Origin of the sequence: Cellulomonas xylanilytica (genome assembly GCF_007989805.1) — a bacterium.
Classification (GTDB): Bacteria; Actinomycetota; Actinomycetes; order Actinomycetales; family Cellulomonadaceae; genus Cellulomonas; species Cellulomonas xylanilytica.
Genome location: NZ_BJUB01000007.1, coordinates 249,301 through 269,096, shown reverse-complemented (window position 1 = coordinate 269,096; position 19,796 = coordinate 249,301). Strand labels below are relative to the sequence as shown.

The 19,796-nt window shown below is 74.2% G+C and carries 23 protein-coding genes; 9 read left to right on the top strand and 14 right to left on the bottom strand.

Features of this window, described 5'->3' with window-relative positions:
• Positions 1 to 450: 450 nt before the first annotated feature.
• Positions 451 to 1,221, top strand: coding sequence for an ion transporter (locus tag CXY01_RS12770; protein WP_146927809.1), 771 nt, complete (start codon positions 451 to 453; stop codon positions 1,219 to 1,221).
• On the opposite strand, the gene CXY01_RS12765 is transcribed toward CXY01_RS12770, so the two are convergent.
• Entirely contained in the window at positions 1,214 to 1,828 is a 615-nt protein-coding gene (locus CXY01_RS12765) for a GNAT family N-acetyltransferase (protein WP_146927808.1), read from the bottom strand. The genes CXY01_RS12770 and CXY01_RS12765 overlap by 8 nt on opposite strands.
• A 72-nt stretch (positions 1,829 to 1,900) precedes the next feature.
• Between CXY01_RS12765 and CXY01_RS12760 the strand changes: the two genes are divergently transcribed.
• The gene (locus tag CXY01_RS12760) at positions 1,901 to 2,140 is read left to right on the top strand and encodes a hypothetical protein (RefSeq protein WP_146927807.1); all 240 of its coding nucleotides are present in this window, start codon (positions 1,901 to 1,903) and stop codon (positions 2,138 to 2,140) included.
• 3 nt (positions 2,141 to 2,143) lie between these two features.
• Here CXY01_RS12760 and CXY01_RS12755 read toward each other — a convergent pair whose 3' ends face one another.
• The 7 genes from CXY01_RS12755 to CXY01_RS12730 are packed head-to-tail and all read right to left on the bottom strand — an operon-like array spanning position 2,144 to position 5,109.
• Entirely contained in the window at positions 2,144 to 2,512 is a 369-nt protein-coding gene (locus tag CXY01_RS12755) for a nuclear transport factor 2 family protein (RefSeq protein ID WP_146927806.1), read from the bottom strand.
• A 58-nt stretch (positions 2,513 to 2,570) separates the two neighbouring features.
• Entirely contained in the window at positions 2,571 to 3,149 is a 579-nt protein-coding gene (locus tag CXY01_RS12750) for a hypothetical protein (protein ID WP_146927805.1), read from the bottom strand.
• Positions 3,146 to 3,721, bottom strand: coding sequence for a DUF6286 domain-containing protein (locus CXY01_RS12745; protein WP_146927804.1), 576 nt, complete (start codon positions 3,719 to 3,721; stop codon positions 3,146 to 3,148). The genes CXY01_RS12750 and CXY01_RS12745 overlap by 4 nt, the downstream gene beginning before the upstream one ends.
• Positions 3,718 to 4,080, bottom strand: coding sequence for an Asp23/Gls24 family envelope stress response protein (locus tag CXY01_RS12740; protein WP_146927803.1), 363 nt, complete (start codon positions 4,078 to 4,080; stop codon positions 3,718 to 3,720). The genes CXY01_RS12745 and CXY01_RS12740 overlap by 4 nt, the downstream gene beginning before the upstream one ends.
• Positions 4,073 to 4,249: a hypothetical protein gene (locus tag CXY01_RS20870; RefSeq protein ID WP_186813398.1), complete on the bottom strand. Its 177-nt coding sequence runs from the start codon at positions 4,247 to 4,249 to the stop codon at positions 4,073 to 4,075. Before CXY01_RS20870 ends, CXY01_RS12740 begins: the two co-directional genes overlap by 8 nt.
• A 9-nt stretch (positions 4,250 to 4,258) precedes the next feature.
• On the bottom strand, positions 4,259 to 4,657 hold the full coding sequence (locus tag CXY01_RS21195; RefSeq protein WP_246125304.1) for an Asp23/Gls24 family envelope stress response protein: 399 nt from the start codon (positions 4,655 to 4,657) through the stop codon (positions 4,259 to 4,261).
• A complete protein-coding gene (locus tag CXY01_RS12730; protein ID WP_146927802.1) occupies positions 4,654 to 5,109 on the bottom strand; it encodes an Asp23/Gls24 family envelope stress response protein in 456 nt (151 codons plus the stop codon). Before CXY01_RS12730 ends, CXY01_RS21195 begins: the two co-directional genes overlap by 4 nt.
• Before the next feature lie 131 nt (positions 5,110 to 5,240).
• Between CXY01_RS12730 and CXY01_RS12725 the strand changes: the two genes are divergently transcribed.
• From CXY01_RS12725 to CXY01_RS12710, 4 genes are read left to right on the top strand one after another with little or no spacing between them, the layout of a single operon-like run.
• Complete coding sequence (locus CXY01_RS12725) at positions 5,241 to 5,795, top strand: RNA polymerase sigma factor (RefSeq protein ID WP_146927801.1); 555 nt, start codon at positions 5,241 to 5,243, stop codon at positions 5,793 to 5,795.
• The gene (locus tag CXY01_RS12720) at positions 5,786 to 6,238 is read left to right on the top strand and encodes a hypothetical protein (protein WP_146927800.1); all 453 of its coding nucleotides are present in this window, start codon (positions 5,786 to 5,788) and stop codon (positions 6,236 to 6,238) included. Before CXY01_RS12725 ends, CXY01_RS12720 begins: the two co-directional genes overlap by 10 nt.
• Positions 6,239 to 6,293: 55 nt before the next feature.
• Positions 6,294 to 8,879: a circularly permuted type 2 ATP-grasp protein gene (locus CXY01_RS12715; protein ID WP_146927799.1), complete on the top strand. Its 2,586-nt coding sequence runs from the start codon at positions 6,294 to 6,296 to the stop codon at positions 8,877 to 8,879.
• A complete protein-coding gene (locus CXY01_RS12710) occupies positions 8,876 to 9,790 on the top strand; it encodes a transglutaminase family protein (protein ID WP_146927798.1) in 915 nt (304 codons plus the stop codon). Before CXY01_RS12715 ends, CXY01_RS12710 begins: the two co-directional genes overlap by 4 nt.
• A 7-nt stretch (positions 9,791 to 9,797) precedes the next feature.
• On the opposite strand, the gene CXY01_RS12705 is transcribed toward CXY01_RS12710, so the two are convergent.
• The 4 genes from CXY01_RS12705 to CXY01_RS12690 form a co-directional block, all read right to left on the bottom strand.
• Complete coding sequence (locus CXY01_RS12705; RefSeq protein ID WP_146927797.1) at positions 9,798 to 10,727, bottom strand: hypothetical protein; 930 nt, start codon at positions 10,725 to 10,727, stop codon at positions 9,798 to 9,800.
• Positions 10,728 to 10,886: 159 nt separating this feature from the next.
• Entirely contained in the window at positions 10,887 to 11,414 is a 528-nt protein-coding gene (locus tag CXY01_RS12700; RefSeq protein WP_146927796.1) for a DinB family protein, read from the bottom strand.
• 9 nt (positions 11,415 to 11,423) lie between these two features.
• Positions 11,424 to 11,606 carry a hypothetical protein gene (locus CXY01_RS12695; RefSeq protein ID WP_146927795.1) on the bottom strand — a complete coding sequence of 61 codons (183 nt, stop codon included), beginning with the start codon at positions 11,604 to 11,606 and terminating at the stop codon, positions 11,424 to 11,426.
• Between the two features lie 182 nt (positions 11,607 to 11,788).
• Positions 11,789 to 13,048, bottom strand: coding sequence for a sigma-54-dependent transcriptional regulator family protein (locus CXY01_RS12690; RefSeq protein WP_246125302.1), 1,260 nt, complete (start codon positions 13,046 to 13,048; stop codon positions 11,789 to 11,791).
• 216 nt (positions 13,049 to 13,264) lie between these two features.
• Here CXY01_RS12690 and CXY01_RS12685 point away from each other — a divergent pair, with 216 nt between their 5' ends.
• The 3 genes from CXY01_RS12685 to CXY01_RS12675 all read left to right on the top strand — a co-directional run bounded on the left by CXY01_RS12685 (position 13,265) and on the right by CXY01_RS12675 (position 17,218).
• A complete protein-coding gene (locus CXY01_RS12685; RefSeq protein ID WP_146927794.1) occupies positions 13,265 to 13,882 on the top strand; it encodes a TetR/AcrR family transcriptional regulator in 618 nt (205 codons plus the stop codon).
• A gap of 4 nt (positions 13,883 to 13,886) precedes the next feature.
• A complete protein-coding gene (locus CXY01_RS12680; protein WP_246125301.1) occupies positions 13,887 to 15,023 on the top strand; it encodes a methyltransferase in 1,137 nt (378 codons plus the stop codon).
• Between the two features lie 188 nt (positions 15,024 to 15,211).
• Positions 15,212 to 17,218 (top strand): NHL domain-containing thioredoxin family protein, encoded by a 2,007-nt coding sequence (locus CXY01_RS12675; RefSeq protein ID WP_146927793.1) that lies wholly within the window; start codon positions 15,212 to 15,214, stop codon positions 17,216 to 17,218.
• A gap of 117 nt (positions 17,219 to 17,335) precedes the next feature.
• Here CXY01_RS12675 and CXY01_RS12670 read toward each other — a convergent pair whose 3' ends face one another.
• Positions 17,336 to 18,772: a GGDEF domain-containing protein gene (locus tag CXY01_RS12670; protein WP_146927837.1), complete on the bottom strand. Its 1,437-nt coding sequence runs from the start codon at positions 18,770 to 18,772 to the stop codon at positions 17,336 to 17,338.
• Positions 18,773 to 18,917: 145 nt separating this feature from the next.
• Positions 18,918 to 19,559, bottom strand: coding sequence for a biliverdin-producing heme oxygenase (locus tag CXY01_RS12665; protein ID WP_146927792.1), 642 nt, complete (start codon positions 19,557 to 19,559; stop codon positions 18,918 to 18,920).
• Positions 19,560 to 19,796: the final 237 nt, after the last annotated feature.

Genomic DNA, 19,796 nt, shown 5'->3' with positions numbered 1-19,796 from the left:
TGACACGTGTCGTCCGGACGGACGCCTGTCGGTGACACGTGTCGCTCATGAGGGCTCACGGCCGAGTGCGGCGGTGCACCCGACGGCGGTGCCGCACGGCGCCGGAACGGCTTCATGGAGGTAGCGCGCGGCTGCTGGTCGGCGCCGGGGGATGGTCACCGCGGCCGCCGAGAGCGCCTGACGTCCGCGCAGGGTCGGTCCCCCACCCTCCTGGGGGACCGGCCCTGCGACGTCACGCTTAGAGTGCCCCCGATCACAGCGGGAGTCAAGCAGTCATTGACCGTCGTCATACTGGAGTCGTGACCGCTGTGACCATGACAGCGGGCCAAGGCACGCCCGGAGCGCCCGCGGGCGCGGTGGTCGCCGCCGCCGTACCGGGCTGCCGGCGCGGCCGGAGCCTGTCGGCGCGGGAGCGGGCTGACGCCTCGACCTGCGTGCCAGACTCCTGCCGTGACCGCGCCACGCAGCGAGCTGAAAGGCATCGGCTACGAGATCTTCATCGGCGCGCTGTCGTTGCTCTCGATCTTCAACCTGTTCCTCGTCCTCGCCCTCCGGCAGGACAGCGACCTGCAGAACGTCCTGCTGATCATGAACGCGATCTTCAGCGGCGTCTTCCTGATCGACTTCAGCTACCGGCTGGCCACGGCCCCGTCGCGCTCGGACTACTTCTTCCGGCACTTCGGCTGGGCGGACCTGCTGGCCAGCCTGCCGTTCGCCGAGCTCAAGTTCCTGCGCATCTTCCGGCTGGTCCGCGTCGTCCGGCTCATGCGCGAGGTCGGCGGTCGCAAGGTGCTGCGGACTCTGGTCCGCGACCGGGCCGGGAGCGCGCTGTTCACCCTGCTGCTCACGGGCATCCTCGTCCTGCAGTTCGGCAGCCTCACCATCCTGCGCATCGAGGACGACGCCCCGGGCGCCAACATCACGACCGCGTCGGACGCGCTCTGGTACACGATCGTCACCATCTCGACCGTCGGCTACGGCGACCAGTACCCGGTCACGGACGCGGGCCGGGTCGTCGGCGCGATGATCATCGTCGTCGGCGTCGGCATCTTCGGGACGTTCACCGGCTACCTGGCCAACCTGTTCCTGTCACCGCGGAAGAAGGCGCCCCAGCCCGTCGACGCGCTGACCCAGCTGCGGCAGGTGCTCGACGTGCCGGGCGTGACGGTCGACGACGTCGACCGCGTGCTCGCCCTGCACCGGGACGAGCCCGTCACGTGAGGTCGAGCGTCAGCGTCCTGCCCCACTCGTGGCGGGCGGCCTCGGTGAACCCGACCCGCGTGTAGAACGCGATGGCGCCCTCGTTCCGGCTGTCGACCCCGAGGTGCAGCCCGGGGATCCCGCGCTCGCGCAGTGCCGCCGCGAGGCTCTCGACGAGCCGGCGCCCGAGGCCCTGACCCTGCGCCCGCGGCAGCAGGTCGATGTGCATGTGCGCGGGGAACCCGTCGAAGAGCGTGTCGTCGGCGGTGGCCCACTCGTGGATGCGCGCGACGAGCACGTGGTCCTCGGTGCCGTCGCGCGGGTCCTCCCGCACCGGGTACCGGGCACGCAGGGTCGGCCACCACTCCCGCTCGAGCCACTGCTCGAACCGGTGCGTGTCGGCCGTCGCGACGATGTACCCCACCGGACCGAGGTCGTCGACCACCACGAACGTCAGGCCGGGGTCCGCCACCGGGTACGGCCCGGCGTACAGGTGCCCCAGCAGGTCGGGGTCGCGGTAGAGCGCGCTGGCGTCGTTGCCGGCCTCCCCGGTGAGCAGGCAGATGCGGTAGAGCGCGGGCAGGTCGGAGGGGTGGAACGGGCGGATCGTCCCGGGCACGGCAGGCATGTTCACGACTTTCTCACGCCTTCACAGCATTCTCGGTTCCAGGATCAGCCCGGACGTGCCGATATCCAGGGAGTGACGCTCATCACCGACTCCGCCCCCGACCTGCTGCACCAGGCGTTCATCGTCGCCGTCGGCAAGTGCGACGACGACGGCAATCCCCTGGGCCCGCTGTACAGCGTGCTGAGCAGCGCGACGACGTTCCACGCGAGCGTCGTCGTCTCGACACCTGAGGAGGCGTTCGCGCTCGCCCGCGAGCGGATCGCCGCCCAGCCCGACCCCGACGCCTGGCAGATCGTCTCGCTCCTGCACTGAGAGTCAGTCCGAGGCGGTGTACGACTTCTCCGGCCAGTAGGCCCACTCCTCGAACAGCTCCGCGCGCCCGTCCGGCCGGAACCGCAGCACCCACAGGTCGCGGTACTCCTGCGGCTCGTCGCCGCCGTACCGCACCTCCACCCGGACGACGGCGTCAGCACCGTCCGCCGCGACCACCGTGGCCGTCATCGTGAACGGCGTGTCGTCCAGCCAGAACCCCTTGATCGCGTCGAGCCCCTCCAACGGCTCCGCGTAGGGGGAGCGCAGGTAGCGCGCGTCCTGCGCGAAAAGCCCGTCCAGGGCGTCGACGTCCTGCGCCCGCCACGCCTGCTCGTACCGCTCGACCCACCCCGTGACCGCGTCCCGACCCATCGGTGGCCTCCTCCGCTCGCGTGTGCCTCCGAGTCTCCACCCGACCACCGACGCGCGGTCAGCGCACCCGCGGCCCGACCTCCCCACGGCGCAGGACCGACAGCTCGACGCGCGAGCGCAGCTGGTCGGCGGGCAGCACGTGCGCCAGGTCGGCGAGCACCCGGTCGCACGCGGCGACGACCGCACCGAGGTCCGCGTCCGGGTCGACCGTGGCTCGCAGGCGCACGACCTGCTCCCCCCGGTCGGCCAGCACGGCACCGCGCGCGGACCGGATCAGCGGGTCGTCGGCCAGCACCTCCGCGGCGGTCGCGACGGCCGGGCCCGGGTCGACGACGAGCCTGCCGGGCTGCTCCCCCGACGGCAGCCGGAGCGAGCCGACGGAGCGCCGCGGCAGGTGCGCGATCAGCCAGCACAGCCCGATGACCACGAGCGCGCTCCCGGCCACTCCGGCGAGCACCGCGAATCCCGACGCCCCGGTGATCTCACCGGTGTCGACGGAGACCTCGTCGGGGACGTCCGGCCACACGGAGCCCAGGAAGCCCGTCTGCCAGCCCACGGCGGCCACCCCGAGCACGACCAGCACGAGGCCGAGCAGCAGCACGAGCACCCGGTCGAAGGCCAGGATCGACCGCCTCATCGCCCGTCACCGCCCGCGTGCAGGCCGGCGGTCACGCGGCTGACGACCTTCACGGACAGCGGCTGCACCAGCGGCTCCAGCCGCTCGGTGACGGCTGCGCGGACGGCGGCGGTCACGTCGTCCCCCTCGAGCGTGCTCACCGTGACGGTCACCGCGCGACGGGTGGCCGACGCCCTCGCGGACAGCACCCGGTCGACGTCGTCGGCGGCGGACGCGGCGAGCCGGGCGGCGTCGCCGGTGCCGAGGGTCGTGCCCGTCGACGACCTGACGTCGAGCCGGGTGCGGACGCGGCGACCGAGGGCGACGACCACGAGCCACAGCCCGAGGAGGGCCACGACGACGCCGACGGCCGTGACGACCGCGGACGGCACCAGGCCGTCGAGCCTGTCGACGGCGGGTGCGACCCACGGTGAACCGTCCACCTGCCCGGCCGCGACGAGGGCCTCACGGAGCACGAGCACGCCCACGACGACGAGCAGGACGGCGAGCGCGATGCTCCACCACGCGACCCGGCCGGCCCGGGTGGCCACGGCAGCCGGGGCGAAGGCGCGCGGGACCTCCACGTGCGTCATCGCACCCTCGCGACCGGTCGGGCGCTCGCCGCACGGACGACCTCGCGCACGGCGACGCTCACGTGGGCGAGGTCCTGACCCGCCAGGCGCCCGAGCTGCTGGTGCAGGGCGGCCTGGACACCGGTGGTGACCTCGGCGGCCGAGGCCGGCCACAGGATCGCCACCTCGACCTCGACGCGCGCCCGGGTGCCGGCGCGCTGCCAGTGCACGCGCGGGTAGCCGCGGCCGAGCGTCCGCTCCACGGCGCCCGACGACTCCTCGGGCGCCACGCCGGGGACGTCGAGGGTGACCTGGCGGGCGATCCTCGTCAGGGCGCGGTCGGCGATCACGAGGCCGCCGCGGGCGCCCCCGTCAGCCACGGCCGCGGCCGGACAGGCTGGTGACGTCGATCCGGCCGTCGACGACGAGGCCGACGACCACGCCGACGGCCCCGAGGACGACGGCGAGCATGAACATGTCGAACCCGCCGACGGCGGCGACGAGGGCGAGCAGCAGGCCGGCGAACAGCCCGATGGCGACAGATGACACGGTGGCTCCTCAGACGATGGTGTCGATGTCCTCGACGTGGACGCGGACGGGCATGGGCGCGACCGCGGAGACGGCTCGCTGGACCCTCGCCGCCGTCTCGGGCACCGGGGCGAGGTCGTCGACGACGACGTGCACCTCGGTGCCGTCGTCGTCGATCCGGACGCCGGTGACCCGGCGGCCGGGCAGATAGGTGCCCAGCTCACCGAAGCGTCCGCCGTGCAGCCGGACGACGCCGGGGACGCCCAGGACGGCCGCGGCGACGATCTCGGCAGGGGTGCGCGGTTCCGGGTCCGGGACGACGTCGTCGAGAACGACGACGACCTCGACGTCGGGCTCGACGCCGCCGAGCGGCGCCAGGTCCGGCGCCACCTCCAGCGGCGTCGGGACCTGCTCCGGGACCTGGGTCACTGGACCCGCTGCTCCTGCGGGGCGGCCGGCTGCGCGTCGTCCTGCGGCAGGTGCACGTCGTTCACGGTCACGTTGACCTCGACGACGTGCAGGCCGGTCATGCGCTCGACGGCGCTGATGACGTTGCGCCGGATGCCGTCGGCGAGGTCGGCGATCGAGACGCCGTACTCGGCGACCAGGTCGAGGTCGACGGCCGCCTCGGTCTCGCCCACCTCGACGGAGACGCCCTGCGAGTGGTTGGTGCGGGCGCCCGGGATGCGCTCGCGCAGGTTGCCGATCGCGCGGGCGGTGCCGCCGCCGAGGGAGTGCACCCCGGCGACCTCCCCGGCGGCGATGCCGGCGATCTTGCTGACGACCGTGTCGGCGATCGTCGTGCTGCCCTCGGGCGTGACGAGCGCGCTCTGTCGGACGCGGGCGGCGGGTGCGGTGACGGTCGTGGCGGACTCGCTCATGGTGACCTCTCTCGGCTGGTGACGTACGTACGGTTGGTCGCCGTTCGGGGCGGTTCGTCACGGACGGCCGATGTGACGTGTGTCACACCGCCAGGATGCGGCGGGGCGCCTTCGGCCGCACGCTGCTCGGGATGGACGCAGACGAGATCCCGGACGAGGTGCTCGCCCGCCGGGCGGCGCTGCTCGACCGCGCCGCGTTCCGGGTGATCGTCGACCGACATGGTCCGGCGCTCTATCGCTACGCCCGTCGCATGCTCGATGATCCACAGGACACCGAGGACTGCGTCCAGGAGGCGTTCGCCGCCGCGTGGACCTCGTTGCCGCAGTTCGCGGGCCGGTCGTCGCTGCGCACCTGGCTGTTCGCCATCACGGCGCACAAGGTCCGGTCGTCGCAACGCCGGCGGACCCGCACGGCACTCCCGCTCCCGTTCGTCGCCGACGACGAGGTGGACCGTCACGCGGTCGACCCCGAACGCTCGGCCGAGGGGACCGACCTGCTCGAGGCGCTCAACGCGGCGCTGCGGGAGCTCCCGCCGGGGCCGCGCTCCGCGTGGTTGCTGCGGGAGGTCGAGGGCCTGTCGTACGAGCAGATCGCCGAGGTGTCGGGAACGACGACGAGCACGGTCCGTGGCCAGCTCCACCGGGCACGCGGACACCTGGTCCAGCGGATGGAGGCATGGCGATGAACGGGGAGCAGCTGCTCACGCAGGCCACCCGCTCGCTGCGCGAGCACACCGACGCCGGCTGGGTCGCCCTGCGCGACGACGTCGTGGCGGCCGCCGTGAAAGCGTTCCGGCCGTCCGCACCGGTCCGCGGCCGGCTGCCCGGCGGTGAGCTGTGGGTGGCCTCCGCGGTGCTGGTGTCGCGCGTCCGGGTGGCCGTCGCCGGGGTGCCCGACGCCGCCGCCCTGCGCATCACCTGCACCACGACCGCCGACGACGAGCTGGACCGGCTCACGGTGGAGCTCGTCGCGCTGTACGGCACGCCGCTGGTCCCGCTGGCCGCCGAGGTCCGCCGTGCCGCCGCCGCGACCGTCGCACGGACCCTCGGCCTGGCCGACCCGCCGCTGGACCGGGTGCGCGTCGACGTCTCGGTGCAGGACGTGACACCGGACGCGCGACTGCTGTGACGCCGTCGGCGGGCCGCTGGACCGGACCCCCCCGTCGTAGGCGACACTCCTGGGTGTGACCGACCTGCTCTCCTCCCCACGCCTGCAGGGCGAGTCGGGGGTGGTCGACCATCGCGCCGACTGGTCGTGGCTGCCCGACCCCGCGGACGCGCCCACCGGACCGGGCCTGGCCCGCGCGCGCGACGAGACAGAGCGGCTGCTCGCCGACCACGGTGTCACCTACGGCGCGGACCAGGAGGACGGGGAGCACCCGTGGCACCTGGATCCGCTGCCCGTCATCGTCGACGAGCCGGAGTGGGCCCGCCTCGACGCGGCGCTGGTGCAGCGGGCCGAGCTGCTGGACGCGATCCTGCAGGACGCGTACGGCCACCGGCTCCTGCTGACCGACAAGCTGCTGCCGCCCACCGTCGTGCTCGGTCACCCCGGCTTCGTGCGGGCCGTCGACGGGCTGCGGCTGCCCGGCGGCCGCGAGCTGGTGCTCACCGCGACGGACCTGGTCCGCGACAGCGCGGGCGGGTGGTGCGCGGTCGCCGACCGGACCCAGGCACCGTCGGGCGTCGGCTACGCGATGGAGGACCGCCGCGTCGTGTCGCAGGTGCTGTCGGGCGTCTACCGGCAGGCGTCGATCCAGCGCCTCGGACCGTTCTTCCGTGCGCTCCGGCTCGCGCTCCGGGACGTCGCCCCGGGACGGACCGAGCAGCCGCGCGTCGTCCTGCTGACCTCCGGACCGTCCAGCGAGACCGCGTTCGACCAGGCGTACCTCGCCTCGATGCTGGGCCTTCCGCTGGTCGAGGGGTCGGACCTGCTGGTCCGCGACGGCCGGGTGTGGATGCGCGGCGTCGAGGGTCTCGAGCCCGTCGACGTCGTCCTGCGCCGCGTCGACGCGGAGTGGTGCGACCCGCTGGACCTGCGCCAGGGGTCGCGGCTCGGCGTGCCGGGCCTGGTCCGGGCGGTCCGCGCCGGGACGGTGAGCGTGGTCAACCCCCTCGGCAGCTCGGTGCTGGAGAACCCGGCGCTGCTCACGTACCTGCCCCGGCTGGCCAACGCGGTGCTCGGTCAGGACCTCGCGCTCGCGTCCGCCCCCACCTGGTGGTGCGGCGACCCGAGGTCCCTGCAGCACGTCCTGACGCACCTGGAACGGCTCGTGGTGCTGCCGACCGTCCGCGGCACCGACGTCGGCACCATCCTGGGCTGGACCCTGAGCCACCGCGAGCGCGAGCAGCTGGCCGCCCGGATCACCGCGGAGCCGTGGCACTGGGTGGGCCAGGAGCCCGTGGGCCCGGCCGGCCCGACGGTCGACGGGCTGCCGGTGGGCGTCGGCAGCGACCTGCCCTCCGCGGAGGGCGTCGGTCCCGCCGACCTCGGTCCGCGCGCCGCGGTGCTGCGGACCTACGCGGTCGCGCACGGCGGGTCGTACACGGTCCTGGCGGGAGGACTGGCGCGCGTCGCGGCGGGGCACGTCGTGTCCTCCTCCCTGGGCGCCGCCGCGAAGGACGTCTGGGTGCTCTCCACCCAGCCGGACGCGCCCGTCGAACCGTGGGTCCCGTCCGACGAGTCGGCCGCCGGCGAGGTCGCGACGCCACGCCGCACGGCCACCGGCATCTCGCCGCGCACCGCCGAGAACCTCTACTGGATGGGCCGCTACGCCGAGCGGGCCGAGGACGCCAGCCGGGTGCTCCGCGTCGTGGTCGACCGCTGGGACGACTTCCACCAGCGGCCGGCCTCCGCGGGCGGCCGGGCGCTCGACGTGCTCATCTCCTCGCTCACCCCCACGGACCAGAGGAGGCCGTCGTTCCGGGACCTGGTCCTGGACCCGCGCACCGCGGGGACCGTCGCGCGCTCGGTCCGCCGGCTCGCCGCCGCGGCGGCCGCGGTGCGCGACCAGCTGTCCACCGACACGTTCGGCCCGCTCGCCCGCATCGAGCGGGCCCTGCGCGACGAGCGCGGCAGGACGCGCGGCCGGACGCACGGCCGGGACGCGCTCGACCTCGGGGTCGATGCCGGCAACACCGTCACGGCCGGGCTGCGGCCCGCGCTCGACAAGGTGCTGGAGGGACTGCTCGCCATCGCCGGGATCACCGCCGAGGGTCTGGTCCGCGACGTCGGCTGGCAGTTCCTCGACGCCGGCCGGCGCATCGAGCGCGCGCAGCACCTGGTCGAGAGCCTGCTGGCCACGGTCGTGCAGCGGCGGCCCGCCGACGTCGACGCCGTGGTCCTCGAGTCGGTGCTGCTCGCGCACGAGTCGGCGATCACGTACCGGCGTCGTCATCAGACGGGCGCCGGGCTGGCGGAGGTGCTGGACCTGCTGCTGCTCGACGGCACCAACCCGCGGTCGCTCGCCTACCAGCTGGACCGGCTCCAGGAGTCGCTCGCCCTGGTCCCGCTCGCCGGCCGCGCCCCCGACCAGCGCGACCACCTGCTCAACGACGTCGTCGACCTGCTGGCCGAGGTCGACCCGGTCGCCGTCGCCGCCGCGGTCACCGACGACGGCCGCCGCGCCCGGCTCGCGGAGACCCTGGAGTCGATGCTCTGGCGCCTGCACTCCGCGGCCGACGAGATCGAGCGCGTGCACTTCGTCCGGCTCTCCCCCAGCCGTGCGCTCGAGGACCCCTGGGACGCCCGGGACGGTGGTGGCGAGTGAGCCGCACCTACGACCTGGTCCACCGCACCACGTACTCGTACGCGAACGTGGTGACCGACTCCTACGGCCGCACGACGATGACGCCCCGGGACGTGCCGGGGCAGACGTGCCTGTCGACGTCGGTCGAGATCGAGCCGGCACCCGCCGACACCAACCAGTGGGTCGACTACTACGGGAACCGCACGACGTACTTCGGTGTCACGACGCCGCACACCAGGCTCGTGGTCACCTCCCGGTCCACCGTCGAGGTCACCCGGCAGGCGCCCGACCCCGCGGTGCTGCCCTCGGTCGGGTGGCACGACGTGGCGCGCCGCGTGGCGGCCGGCGAGGTCGGCCGGCTGGACCCGAGCATCGTCGACCTGCGCGAGGCGCTGCTGCCGTCGCCGCACGTGACGTTCGCCGACGAGGTCCGTGACTGGGCGGCCCCGACGTTCGAGGCCGACCGGCCGGTGGTCGAGGTGCTGGTCGAGCTGGCGCACCGGATCCGCACCGAGCTGGCTTACCGGTCGGGCTCCACCACCGTGCACACCACGCAGGCCCAGCTGCTCGCGCAGAAGGCGGGCGTCTGCCAGGACTTCGCGCACCTGATGATCGCGGCCCTGCGTCTGCACGGGCTGCCCGCCCGGTACTCCAGCGGCTACATCGAGACCCGCCCGCCGGCGGGCCGGGAGAAGCTCCGGGGTGCCGACGCGTCGCACGCGTGGGTGTCCGCGTGGGTGCCCGGCGCCGGCTGGGTGGAGGTCGACCCCACCAACGACCAGCTCGTCGACGACCGGTACGTGCTGCTCGGCTGGGGCCGCGACTACGACGACGTCCCGCCGCTGCGCGGGGTCATCTTCACCGAGGGCTCCGGCTCCCGGCTCACCGTGTCGGTCGACCTGGTGCCCAGCGGCAGCGAGCCGTTCGCCTGACCCTCGGTCAGCGGGGTGCGGTCGCCCGGTCCTGCAGCTCCCCGGGCGGGACGATGAACCCGCCGCTGTCGACGACGGTCCCGCCGACCGCCCGCCACAGCGCCGCGGCGATGCGCGCGACCGAGGGCACCACCCTCGACCGGGCGATGAGGTGCAGCTGCGAGGGGGTGGCCAGCCGCAGCTCCTCGGGCTCCGGCGGGATCCAGGTCACGTGGTACGACCACGGCCCGAACTCGCGCCAGTCGAGCCGGGACAGCGCCACGGGCACCTCCGTCGAGCGTCCCGTCCGCACGGTGATCGCCCCGTCGTACTCGAACGTCGCCGTCACGGAGAACGTGGGCGGACCCGACGTCCCGTCCGACTGCTGCGGGTGCGGGACGTCCGTGGGCCCCACGCGCGCTCCGGTCATGGCCGGCCGCACCAGCGGCAGCGCGTCCTGCGCGGACAGCGGCATGGCCGACCACAGCGTGAGGTCCACCGCCGCGCCCGGGTCGGGCACCACCACGGCGTGCGCGCGGTCCACGGGGACGATGCTGCCGGCGGCCCGGCGCGCGGCCGCAGCCATCCAGCCGTAGACCAGGTCGAGGGACGCCCGCGGGTCGGCGGGGACCAGCGCGTACAGGTCCACCTCGGGGACCGCGAGACCGGCCGACTGCGCCGTGGACCGGCCCGCCGGCACCGGCCCCTCGAGGGAGGCGGCGCCGTCCAGCCGGAGGAGGCCGGGGCTCGACTCGGTCACGGTGACGGCGATCCCGCGGAACCGGGCTCCGGTCATCGGGCGGGACCGCGCCGCCGCGTCGGCGCTCACCGGTTCCCGCGTCCACGCGGCGTCGGGGAACCAGGCGGTGGCCAGGACGACGACGTCCGTGCCACGGGGCACCACGAGGACGTTGCGGCCGTCCAGCTCCTCGGGGAGGTCGACCAACGGCAGGCTCATGCCCGAGGACCGTACACAGGTTGTGATTCGTGCGGGTGAAGTCCCGGCGCGCCTTTCGGCGAGTCCGGGCTGGTCAGCGAGTTGTCCACAGGTTCACCCGTGTTGCACACGTCTGTGGACAGAACCTGTGGACAGAGTCTGTTGGTCGCTCTGCTCCGATCAGGCGTGCACGTCGTGCAGGTGGTGCACCACGTCGTGCAGGAAGTACTGCCCCAGCGTCAGCACCGTGAACTCCGACCCGTTCGAGCGCCGGCCCGACCGGTCCCACTGGTCGTCGGCCACCGAGTCGAACGCCGCGGCCGTGCGGTCCGCCGCGTCGGCCAGCTCGACCGCGACCACCTGCGGGTCCTGCAGGTCGTACCGGTCCGCGAGCGCCGTCGCGTCCTGGTCCCAGTTCTCGAACAGGGGGTCGTCCTGCGTCAGCAGCAGCTCGAGGCGGCCACCGAAGATCCGCATGACGTCGCGCACGTGCGCGCCGTACTCCAGCGTCGACCACGTCGTCGCGTCGGGACGCTCGCGGGCGTCGGCCCGGTGCAGTGCGGACACCCACCGCGGCGACAGGTCGCGCACGGTGCCGCCGATGGCAGGCCCGTCGACGTCGGCGGCGGTGAACCCGCACTCGGGGCAGCGCTGCGACAGGACCCAGGTCCAGTCCTTGGTGTCGGGCTGGATCTCCTCGTTCGTCATGCAGGAAGGCTAGTGGTCCGCCTCGTGGCCCGAGTGCGTCAGGGACCAGGCCGCGCACGGCAGGTCGCGCTGCCGGTACCGGGACTCGTCGATGCGCCCGGCTGCGGGGGCGACGAACTCACCGGCGATCCAGCCGTCGTCACGCGTGTCGAGCCCGACGTCGCGTCCGGGCTTCCCTGCGTCGGTGTTCATCGTTCCCCCCTGGTCATCCCCTGCTGTCGAGCGCCGCGGCCGGGCGAAGCTCCCCTCCGATCCTCGCCCAGCCGCCGCTCGTCTGCCCCCCGGCCCGCAGGGGCCGCCTCGCTACGTGAGGAACGTAGGGCGTGGCCCGTTGCAGGAACGTTGCAGGTGAGCGTCGGATCCGGGCGGGTCCGTCAGGCGTGCCTGGGCGCCCCGAGACGGTGGCCCAGCAGGTCGAGCCGGCCGACGGCGCGGACGTGCACCGGGGAGCCCTTGGGGGCCAGCCAGGCGAGCCGCTCCCAGGCCTGCCAGTCGTCGGCACCCGCGTCGGAAGCGAGCCAGCGGCTGACCACGCCGGGTAGCGGGCTGGCCAGCACGGCGGCGCGCACGTCGGCGGCGAGCTCGTCACGGATCCGCTCGACGCCCGGCGCGACGGACCGGGGCAGGACGGGACCGGGGTACGCGGTGAGGGCGGCGTCGACGTCGCCGGTGTCGAGCAGGGCGTGCACCATGTCGACGTCGGTCCGCAGGGGTGCCGTCAGGCGGTAGGGGCGGGACTCGCTCAGCAGGGGTCCGACGAGCCGGCGCAGGCGCGAGACCTCGGCGCGCACCGTGACGTCCGACAGCTCGTGCTCGCTGAGCAGCACGGCGAGCTCGTCGGCGCTGAGCCCGGCCGGGTGGCGGGCGAGGAGCAGGAGGAGCTCGGCGTGCCGCAGGCTCAACCGGACGTCGGTGCCGCTGATGTGCACCGTCGGGGTGGTGAGCACCCGCAGGCGCGCGGTCGTCGTGCCGCTCAGCACGATGACGGGGTGCTTGTCGGTGGGCGGCGCGACACGGGCGAGCTCGGCCTCGACGGCCGCGACCGTGGCGCGCACCAGCGACATGACGAGACCGGACGCCACCATCGAGCCGCCGGTCACGTCGAGCACGCCGAGGACCTGACCGCTCGCGGCGTGGATGGGCACGGCGGTGCAGTTCCACGGCTGGACCTTGCGCGCGTAGTGCTCCGTCTCGACCACCTGGACCGGCTGGTCGGTGGCCAGGGCGGTGCCGAGCGCGTTGGTGCCGGCGGAGTCCTCGCGCCACACCCCGCCCTCGACGAAGCCGACGCCCTCGACCCGGCGCCGCAGCGACAGGTCGCCCTCGACCCACAGCATCCGGCCGACGTCGTCGGTCAGGGCGGTCACCCAGCCGGCGTCGGCCCCGGGGGCCACGAGCAGGTCCCGGACCACGGGCATGGCTGCCGCGAGCGCGAGGGAGCTGCGGTAGCCGGTGAGGTCGTTGCCGCCCATGTCGACGGGCGCGTTCTGCACCTCGGGGTCCACGCCGCTGCGCTGGCTGCGTCGCCAGGAGTCGGCGACGATCGACCGGACGGCACGGCTGGAGACCTGGCCGGTGGTGACGAAACGCTCGTGGGCAGCGCGCACCCGGGCGGTGTCCATGATCTCCGTCATCCGGCCTCCTCCCGACCGCGTCGTCGAGAACGCACGCTCGCGCGGGGACGTCCTGGCCCCCGCGCATGACCGAGTGTACGAACACCCTGCGGCGATTCGTGCCCATTTACGGCCGTTCTGCCGCGTGATCACGCGGATATGGCCCATTTCTCGGCTCATCGGACCCGTCTCGGGGGCCCGCCCCCACTTGATGACAGAACGTGCGATGATGTCACGATGCCCAAGATCATCGGCGGGTCCCTGCACGAGCACCGGGAGCAGACCCGCCAGAAGCTCTTCGCGGCCCTCTCGGCGCTCATGGCTGACCAGGGGTTCGACGCGATCACGCTCGCCGAGATCGCGTCCGCGGCGGGCGTGGGACGCACCGCCGTCTACAACCACTTCCCCGACAAGGAGTCCCTCCTGCTCGGGTTCATCACGCACGAGACCGAGCAGTACGCGGCCACGCTGCAGCGCGCGCTGGACGACATCGAGGACCCCACGGAGCAGCTCCAGACCTACGTCCGGCAGCAGGCGGCGCTGACGAAGGTGTACCACCTGGCCCCCGGCCCGGAGCTGCGGTCCGTGCTCTCGCGCGGCACCCAGCAGCGCGTCCGTGAGCACGTCATGGTGGTCGAGCAGATCCTGCGTCGCATCCTCGCCGCGGGCATCGAGTCCGGCGCCTTCCCCTCGCAGGACCTCGACGTCACCGTCCCGCTCATCAACGCGTGCCTGTCCGGTCGGGGCGTCCCCGCGGACGGGCCCGAGCGCGACCGGGCGATCGCGCAGACCGAGGCGTTCGTGCTCCGGGCTGTCGGGGCGGACGCCGTCGCACCCGCCCCCGTGCCGGCCTGACCCGGTGGCACGACGCGCACGGGGTGCCACACCTCCCGCCCACCACGGCAGCCATCCCGTCGGCCGGCGACCTCGGTCCCGGCCACCCGCCCGGCGGTCGACCAGCCTCGAGCTGACGTTCCTGCCCGGGCTCGGCGACGTGCTGGCCGACGAGGCCGCCGAGGTGCTCATGCTCGACGGGCCTCCGACGCCCGTCCCGGGCCGCGACGACGCCCTCGACGCGTCCCACTGGGGCCCGCTCACCGCCGTCCTGGACCTGCGCACGGCCGTCGCCGCCTTCGTCGTCCTGCGCTTCGACGTCCCCCGCCCCAAGTCGCTGACCAGCGGCGACCACCTCCAGCGCATCGTCGACGCCATGTACTCCTCGCTGCGGGTCGGCAGCTCCTCGTCCTTCCGGTTCGAGGCCGCGGGCAGCGACTCGACGGTGTTCGCCCGGCTGGCGGAGCTGCTCGCCGAGGCCACGGGCCTGCGCTACGACGACGCGCAGGGCGAGCTCGTCCTGCGGGTGCGGCGCGGCGTGCGCCCCGGACCGTCCGGCGACCCGGGCTGGGACGTCCTCGTCCGTGTCGGCGCACGCCCGCTGTCCGCACGCCGGTGGCGGGTCACCGACTTCCCCGGTGCCGCGAACGCGACGATCGCCGCGGCGATGGTGCGTCTCGGCGGCGTCGCCGAGCATGACCGGGTGCTCAACCTCATGTGCGGTTCCGGGACGCTCCTGGTCGAGCGGCTCTCCGCGGGACCGGCCGCGGACGCCGCCGGGGTCGACCTGTCCGACGACGCCCTGACGGCCGCGTCGGAGAACCTTGGCGCCGGCGCGGTGGACGCGCGGCTGCTGCGCGCCGACTGCACCGGGCCCGCGCTGACCGAGGCCGTCGGCACCGGGTGGGACCTGCTGCTCGCCGACCCGCCGTGGGGCACCCTGCACGGCTCGCACGCCACCAACGCCGAGGTGCACGCCGGCATGCTGCAGGCCGCCTACGACGTCGCCGCACCCGGCGCCCGGTTCGTCGTCCTCACCCACGAGGTCAAGGTCATGGAACGGTGCCTGCGCGACGCCGACGCCCTCTGGCGTGTCCGCTCGACCACGCGCGTGTTCGCCAAGGGCCACCACCCCCGCATCTACGTCCTCGACCGCACCTGACGGCTGCTGCCGCGGCCCGGACGTCCGCACGATCGAGCGCCCGGACGACCGGATCTGCGGACGTCCGCTCGGCACCGACGCGACGTCCGCACGATCGAGCGTCCCGACGACCGGATGTGCGGACGTCCTGGTTCAGCCGTCTGCGGACGGCGGCGCAGCGTGGGCTTCTCGTCGCGCAGAATGAGGCCGTGCGAGAGAGTCGACTTCCCCGGGTCCGTGCGTCCGAGCTCGTCGGGCGGGGGTGGCTGAACACCGGCGGCCGCGACGTCACGCTGGCGGACCTGCGCGGCAAGATCGTCATCCTCGACTTCTGGACCTTCTGCTGCATCAACTGCCTGCACGTCCTGGACGAGCTGCGCGAGCTCGAGGAGCAGCACCGCGACGTCCTGGTCATCGTCGGGGTGCACTCCCCGAAGTTCGTGCACGAGGCCGACCCGGTGGCGCTCGCCGCGGCGGTCGAGCGGTACGAGGTGCACCACCCGGTCCTCGACGACCCGCAGCTGGTCACGTGGTCGGCGTACACCGCGCGGGCGTGGCCGACGCTCGTGGTGATCGACCCCGAGGGCTACGTGGTCGCGCAGATGGCCGGCGAGGGGCACAGGCGCAACGTCGAGATCCTGGTCGGCGAGCTGATCGCTGAGCACGAGGCCAAGGGCACGCTGCACCGCGGCGACGGGCCGTACGTGCCGCCGGCGCCCAGCGAGGGGACGCTGCGGTTCCCCGCGAAGGCGGTCGTGCTGCCCGACGGGCACCTGCTGGTCGCCGACGCCGGGCACCACAGCCTGGCCGAGCTCGAGGCCGACGGCGAGACGCTGGTCCGGCGCATCGGGTCCGGCGAGCGCGGCCTGGTGGACGGGGGTCCCGACGAGGCGCGGTTCAGCGAGCCGAACGGTCTGTGCCTGGTGCCCGACGAGCTGCGCCCCTGGCTCGGGTACGACGTCCTCGTCGCCGACACGGTCAACCACGCCCTGCGCGGGGTCCGGCTGGCCGACGGGCACGTGACGACGGTCGCCGGCACCGGTGAGCAGTACATGGTCGGCGCGGCCGACAACCTCCTGGCCGTGGACGAGGACCAGCTCGACGAGGGGCTCGCCTCCGAGCCGGTGGTCGGCGAGCCGGGCGACGAGGTCGCCGCGTACGCGTCGTCGCTGGGCCTCACCGCCGGCGACGACCGCGCCGAGGCACGCGGCAGGCACGCGCAGCCCGCGGCGTCGTTCGTGCCCGGACCTCGTCGGCAGAAGCTCTCCTCGCCGTGGGACGTCGCGTGGTCCGCGCCGCTCGGGGCGTTCGTCGTCGCGATGGCCGGCAACCACACCCTGTGGGCGTTCGACGACAAGCAGGGCTCGATCGACCTCCTCGGCGGCACGATGAACGAGGGCCTCCTGGACGGACCGCTGCACGAGGCCTGGTTCGCGCAGCCCTCGGGTCTCGCCGTCGCGGCCGACGACCGGATCTGGCTGGCCGACGCCGAGACGTCCGCGCTGCGCTGGGTGGACCCGGTGGAGCGGACGGTGCACACCGTCGTCGGCGAGGGGCTGTTCGACTTCGGGCACCGCGACGGTCCCGCCGACGAGGCGCGCCTGCAGCACCCGCTCGGCGTCGCGGTGCTTCCCGACGGCTCGGTGGTCGTCGCCGACACGTACAACGGCGCCGTCCGCCGGTACGCCGACGGTGAGGTCACCACCCTGGCCACCGACCTCGCCGAGCCCAGCGGGATCGTCGTCCTCGACGGCGGTTCGACCCTGCTGGTGGTGGAGTCCGCCGCGCACCGGCTCACGCGGATCGCGCTGCCCGCGACGCTCGTCGGCCAGATCCTGGACTCCGGCTCCCACCGCACCCAGCGGCCCGTCACGGAGCTGTCCCCGGGCGAGGTCCGGCTCGACGTCGTGTTCACGCCGGCCGCCGGGCAGAAGTACGACGACCGTTACGGCCCGTCCACCCGACTGCAGGTCTCGTCGACCCCGCCGGGGCTGCTGCTCGACGGCGCCGGCGACGACGTCCCCCTCGACCGCGTCCTGCGCCTCGACCCGGCCGTGACCGAGGGTGTCCTGCACGTCACCGCGCACGCCGCCAGCTGCGACGCCGACCCCGCGATCGAGTACCCGGCGTGCCACCTGAACGCGCAGGACTGGGGTGTGCCCGTCCGGCTCGTCGAGGGCGCCGCGACGACGCTCACCCTGCCGCTGCACGGCTGAGCCGGGCCGGCACGCGCGTGCTCGTCGCGCTTGCTCGTCGCGAGCGGGCCGCACGCGCTGCTCGTCGCGGGCCGGTGCGCGCTCGCCCGTCGCAGGCCCGCGCGGTGATCGTGACGGCTAGCGAGCGCCCAGGATCGCGACAGCCGCGAGCGCGTCGAGCGACGTCGCGACGACCTCACCGGTGGCGGCCGTGGCGGACATGCCGATCTCGACCTGCCACAGGTCGTGCATGACCACGGCAGTGGACGACTCCACGCCGATCTCCGCCGGGCTGCCGCCCCGGGCCACCGCGGACGGCGGCTCGGCGGGGCTGCGGCGCGTGAGGACCGCCCACGCGGACCCACCGAGGGTCTCGGTGGCTGCCGCCGCGAACGCGCAGAGCCGCGGGACGACGCCGGACTGCGCGGCGACGATCGCGGCGGTCCCGGCCACCAGCACACGCTCGGCCGTGACCGCGGGGTCCGCCGCGGCCGGCACCATCGAGCGCAGCGCCCGTGCCCGGGCGCGCTTGGCCTTGTACTGCGCGGTGTCGGCCTGCCGGAAGAGGTGCCGCGCGGACACGGAACCGGTGACCGCGGTGGAGGCGATGCCGTAGGAGATCGCCGCACCGTGCGGCAGCGGGAACGCCGCGATCATGGACGCCATGACGTCCGCGACCTCCGCGCGGCGACGCCCGACGGTCACCAGGCAGAACTCGTCGCCGCCGATCCGGGCCGCCGTCGACCCCGGCAGCGCGGCGGCCGCGCGGCCCAGGACGTCGGCGACGGAGCGCAGCAGGTCGTCACCGGTGTCGTGGCCCAGCTCGTCGTTGACCCGCTTGAGCCCGTCGACGTCGCACATGACGATGCAGGTCTCGTGGCCGGACTCGAGTGCCGCCTCGGCCTCGGCGTCCGCGATGCGGCGGTTGGCCAGACCCGTCAGCGGGTCGTCGGCGACGAGGTGACGCACCTGCGCCTCGAGGTCGACGCGGGCGACCGCCCCGGCGACGAGCGCGGCGAGCACCTCGGCTCGCGCGATGTCGTCGACCCGGAACGGCAGTCCCGGGCGTCCACGGACGGCGTACAGCTGGCCCCACACGCTGCCGTTGACCAGCAGCGGCGCGGCCAGCGCCGACGCGAGGTCGAGCTCCCGCAGCATGTCGACCTCGACGGGGTCGCCCGCGTCGGGGTCGTCCGGGACGGTCGGCTCGTCGTGCACGGTGCGGGCGTGGGCGACCCAGCTGGCGCGGTCCCGGATGAGGGCGCGCAGGGCGGGGCGGTCGTCGGCCCGGTAGGAGGCCCGCGCCATCCAGACGGCGCGGGGGTCCACCGGCGGCGGCTCCACCACGACGGTCCGGCACGTGTCCTGGTCGATCCGGCAGAACGCGACGTTGCCCGCGTCGAGCACCTCGACACCGGTGGAGGTGGCCACGTGGGCGACCTCGTCGATCGACCGGCAGCGGTCGAGCCGGTGCGCCGCCAGGGCGAGCGCGCGCACGCCGACGAGGCGCGCGGCGGACCTGTTGTCCGCGCGCGCGCCCTGAGCGGCCGAGCTGCGACGCGTCACGTCGCCCATCATCGACCCTCGATCCCACATGGAGCGACGCAGACGGATGAGAGGTCCATGAGATCACCCGTCCTGGCGTAGCGGAAGCGCTTGCGCACTCCGATCCGACGCCGGCTGCGCCACGCTCGTGGGGCGTGCGCCGGCGGCGCCACGCTCATCGGACGTGCGCCGCTCCGAGCTCACCGAAGACGTCGGCGTTGAGCCGGAACGCGAGGCACGCCTCCGCGACGACATCGGCGCGGGCCTGGGCGTCGAGCGGCAGCGCGTCGAGCCGCTCGCGGTAGACGTCCTTGAACGGCTTGAGCTTGTGGATCTCGGGGAAGTCGTAGAACGCGATGCCCTCGGACGTGAAGCCGTAGTGACGCTGGAGCATCCGCTTGATGATCTGGCCGCCGGACAGGTCCCCGAGGTAGCGCGTGTAGGCGTGCGCGGCGTACCGGGGCAACGAGTCCGCGGCCTGCGCGAGCCGGTCGACGTAGACCTGCGTGGCGGGCAGGATCCGGATCCGGGCGCTCCAGTCGGCGCCGTAGAGGTAGGCGAGGTCCTGCTCGATCGCCGGCACGCGGGTGAGCTCGTGGAAGACGAGGTCACCGTCGTCCGTCAGCCGGGACCCGGCGGCCTCGAGCGCGGTGTAGACGGCGAGCTGCTGGGCCGCCAGGTCCGCGTACGCGGCGCGGTCCAGCCGGCCGGAGAGCAGCTCCTCGACGAACCCGGAGCGCTCCGCCGTCTCGTGCTCGTGCCGGGTTCCCTCGCGCAGCGCTGACGAGAGCGGGACCTGGACGGCGGTGACGGTCACGGGACTCCTTGGTGCTGACGCAATGTCAGGAAACAGTAGCCCAGGAGGTAAGGCGCGCCTACTCTCCTCACCCACGCAGGTGAGCCCGTCCCGCACCGCGCCTGGGTCGCCGTCACCGCGCACGCGAATGGGTCCCGCACCGTCACGGGCCCGGCCGCGCCGGAGCGCCCGCGAGCGGCACGACGAGACCGCCGCGCGCGACCCAGCAGGTCAGAGCACCCGACGACCCAGGTCGTT

Bases quoted from the DNA above. Each gene is read 5' to 3' on its own strand.
- CXY01_RS12730 (WP_146927802.1), bottom strand. From the start codon at position 5,109: ATGAGCGAGTCCGCCACGACCGTCACCGCACCCGCCGCCCGCGTCCGA.
- CXY01_RS12690 (WP_246125302.1), bottom strand. From the start codon at position 13,048: ATGACGGAGATCATGGACACCGCCCGGGTGCGCGCTGCCCACGAGCGT.
- CXY01_RS12765 (WP_146927808.1), bottom strand. From the start codon at position 1,828: ATGCCTGCCGTGCCCGGGACGATCCGCCCGTTCCACCCCTCCGACCTG.
- CXY01_RS12750 (WP_146927805.1), bottom strand. From the start codon at position 3,149: ATGAGGCGGTCGATCCTGGCCTTCGACCGGGTGCTCGTGCTGCTGCTC.
- CXY01_RS12670 (WP_146927837.1), bottom strand. From the start codon at position 18,772: ATGGGCGACGTGACGCGTCGCAGCTCGGCCGCTCAGGGCGCGCGCGCG.
- CXY01_RS12685 (WP_146927794.1), top strand. From the start codon at position 13,265: ATGCCCAAGATCATCGGCGGGTCCCTGCACGAGCACCGGGAGCAGACC.
- CXY01_RS12755 (WP_146927806.1), bottom strand. From the start codon at position 2,512: ATGGGTCGGGACGCGGTCACGGGGTGGGTCGAGCGGTACGAGCAGGCG.
- CXY01_RS12720 (WP_146927800.1), top strand. From the start codon at position 5,786: ATGGCGATGAACGGGGAGCAGCTGCTCACGCAGGCCACCCGCTCGCTG.
- CXY01_RS12695 (WP_146927795.1), bottom strand. From the start codon at position 11,606: ATGAACACCGACGCAGGGAAGCCCGGACGCGACGTCGGGCTCGACACG.
- CXY01_RS12725 (WP_146927801.1), top strand. From the start codon at position 5,241: ATGGACGCAGACGAGATCCCGGACGAGGTGCTCGCCCGCCGGGCGGCG.
- CXY01_RS12745 (WP_146927804.1), bottom strand. From the start codon at position 3,721: ATGACGCACGTGGAGGTCCCGCGCGCCTTCGCCCCGGCTGCCGTGGCC.
- CXY01_RS12700 (WP_146927796.1), bottom strand. From the start codon at position 11,414: ATGACGAACGAGGAGATCCAGCCCGACACCAAGGACTGGACCTGGGTC.
- CXY01_RS12705 (WP_146927797.1), bottom strand. From the start codon at position 10,727: ATGAGCCTGCCGTTGGTCGACCTCCCCGAGGAGCTGGACGGCCGCAAC.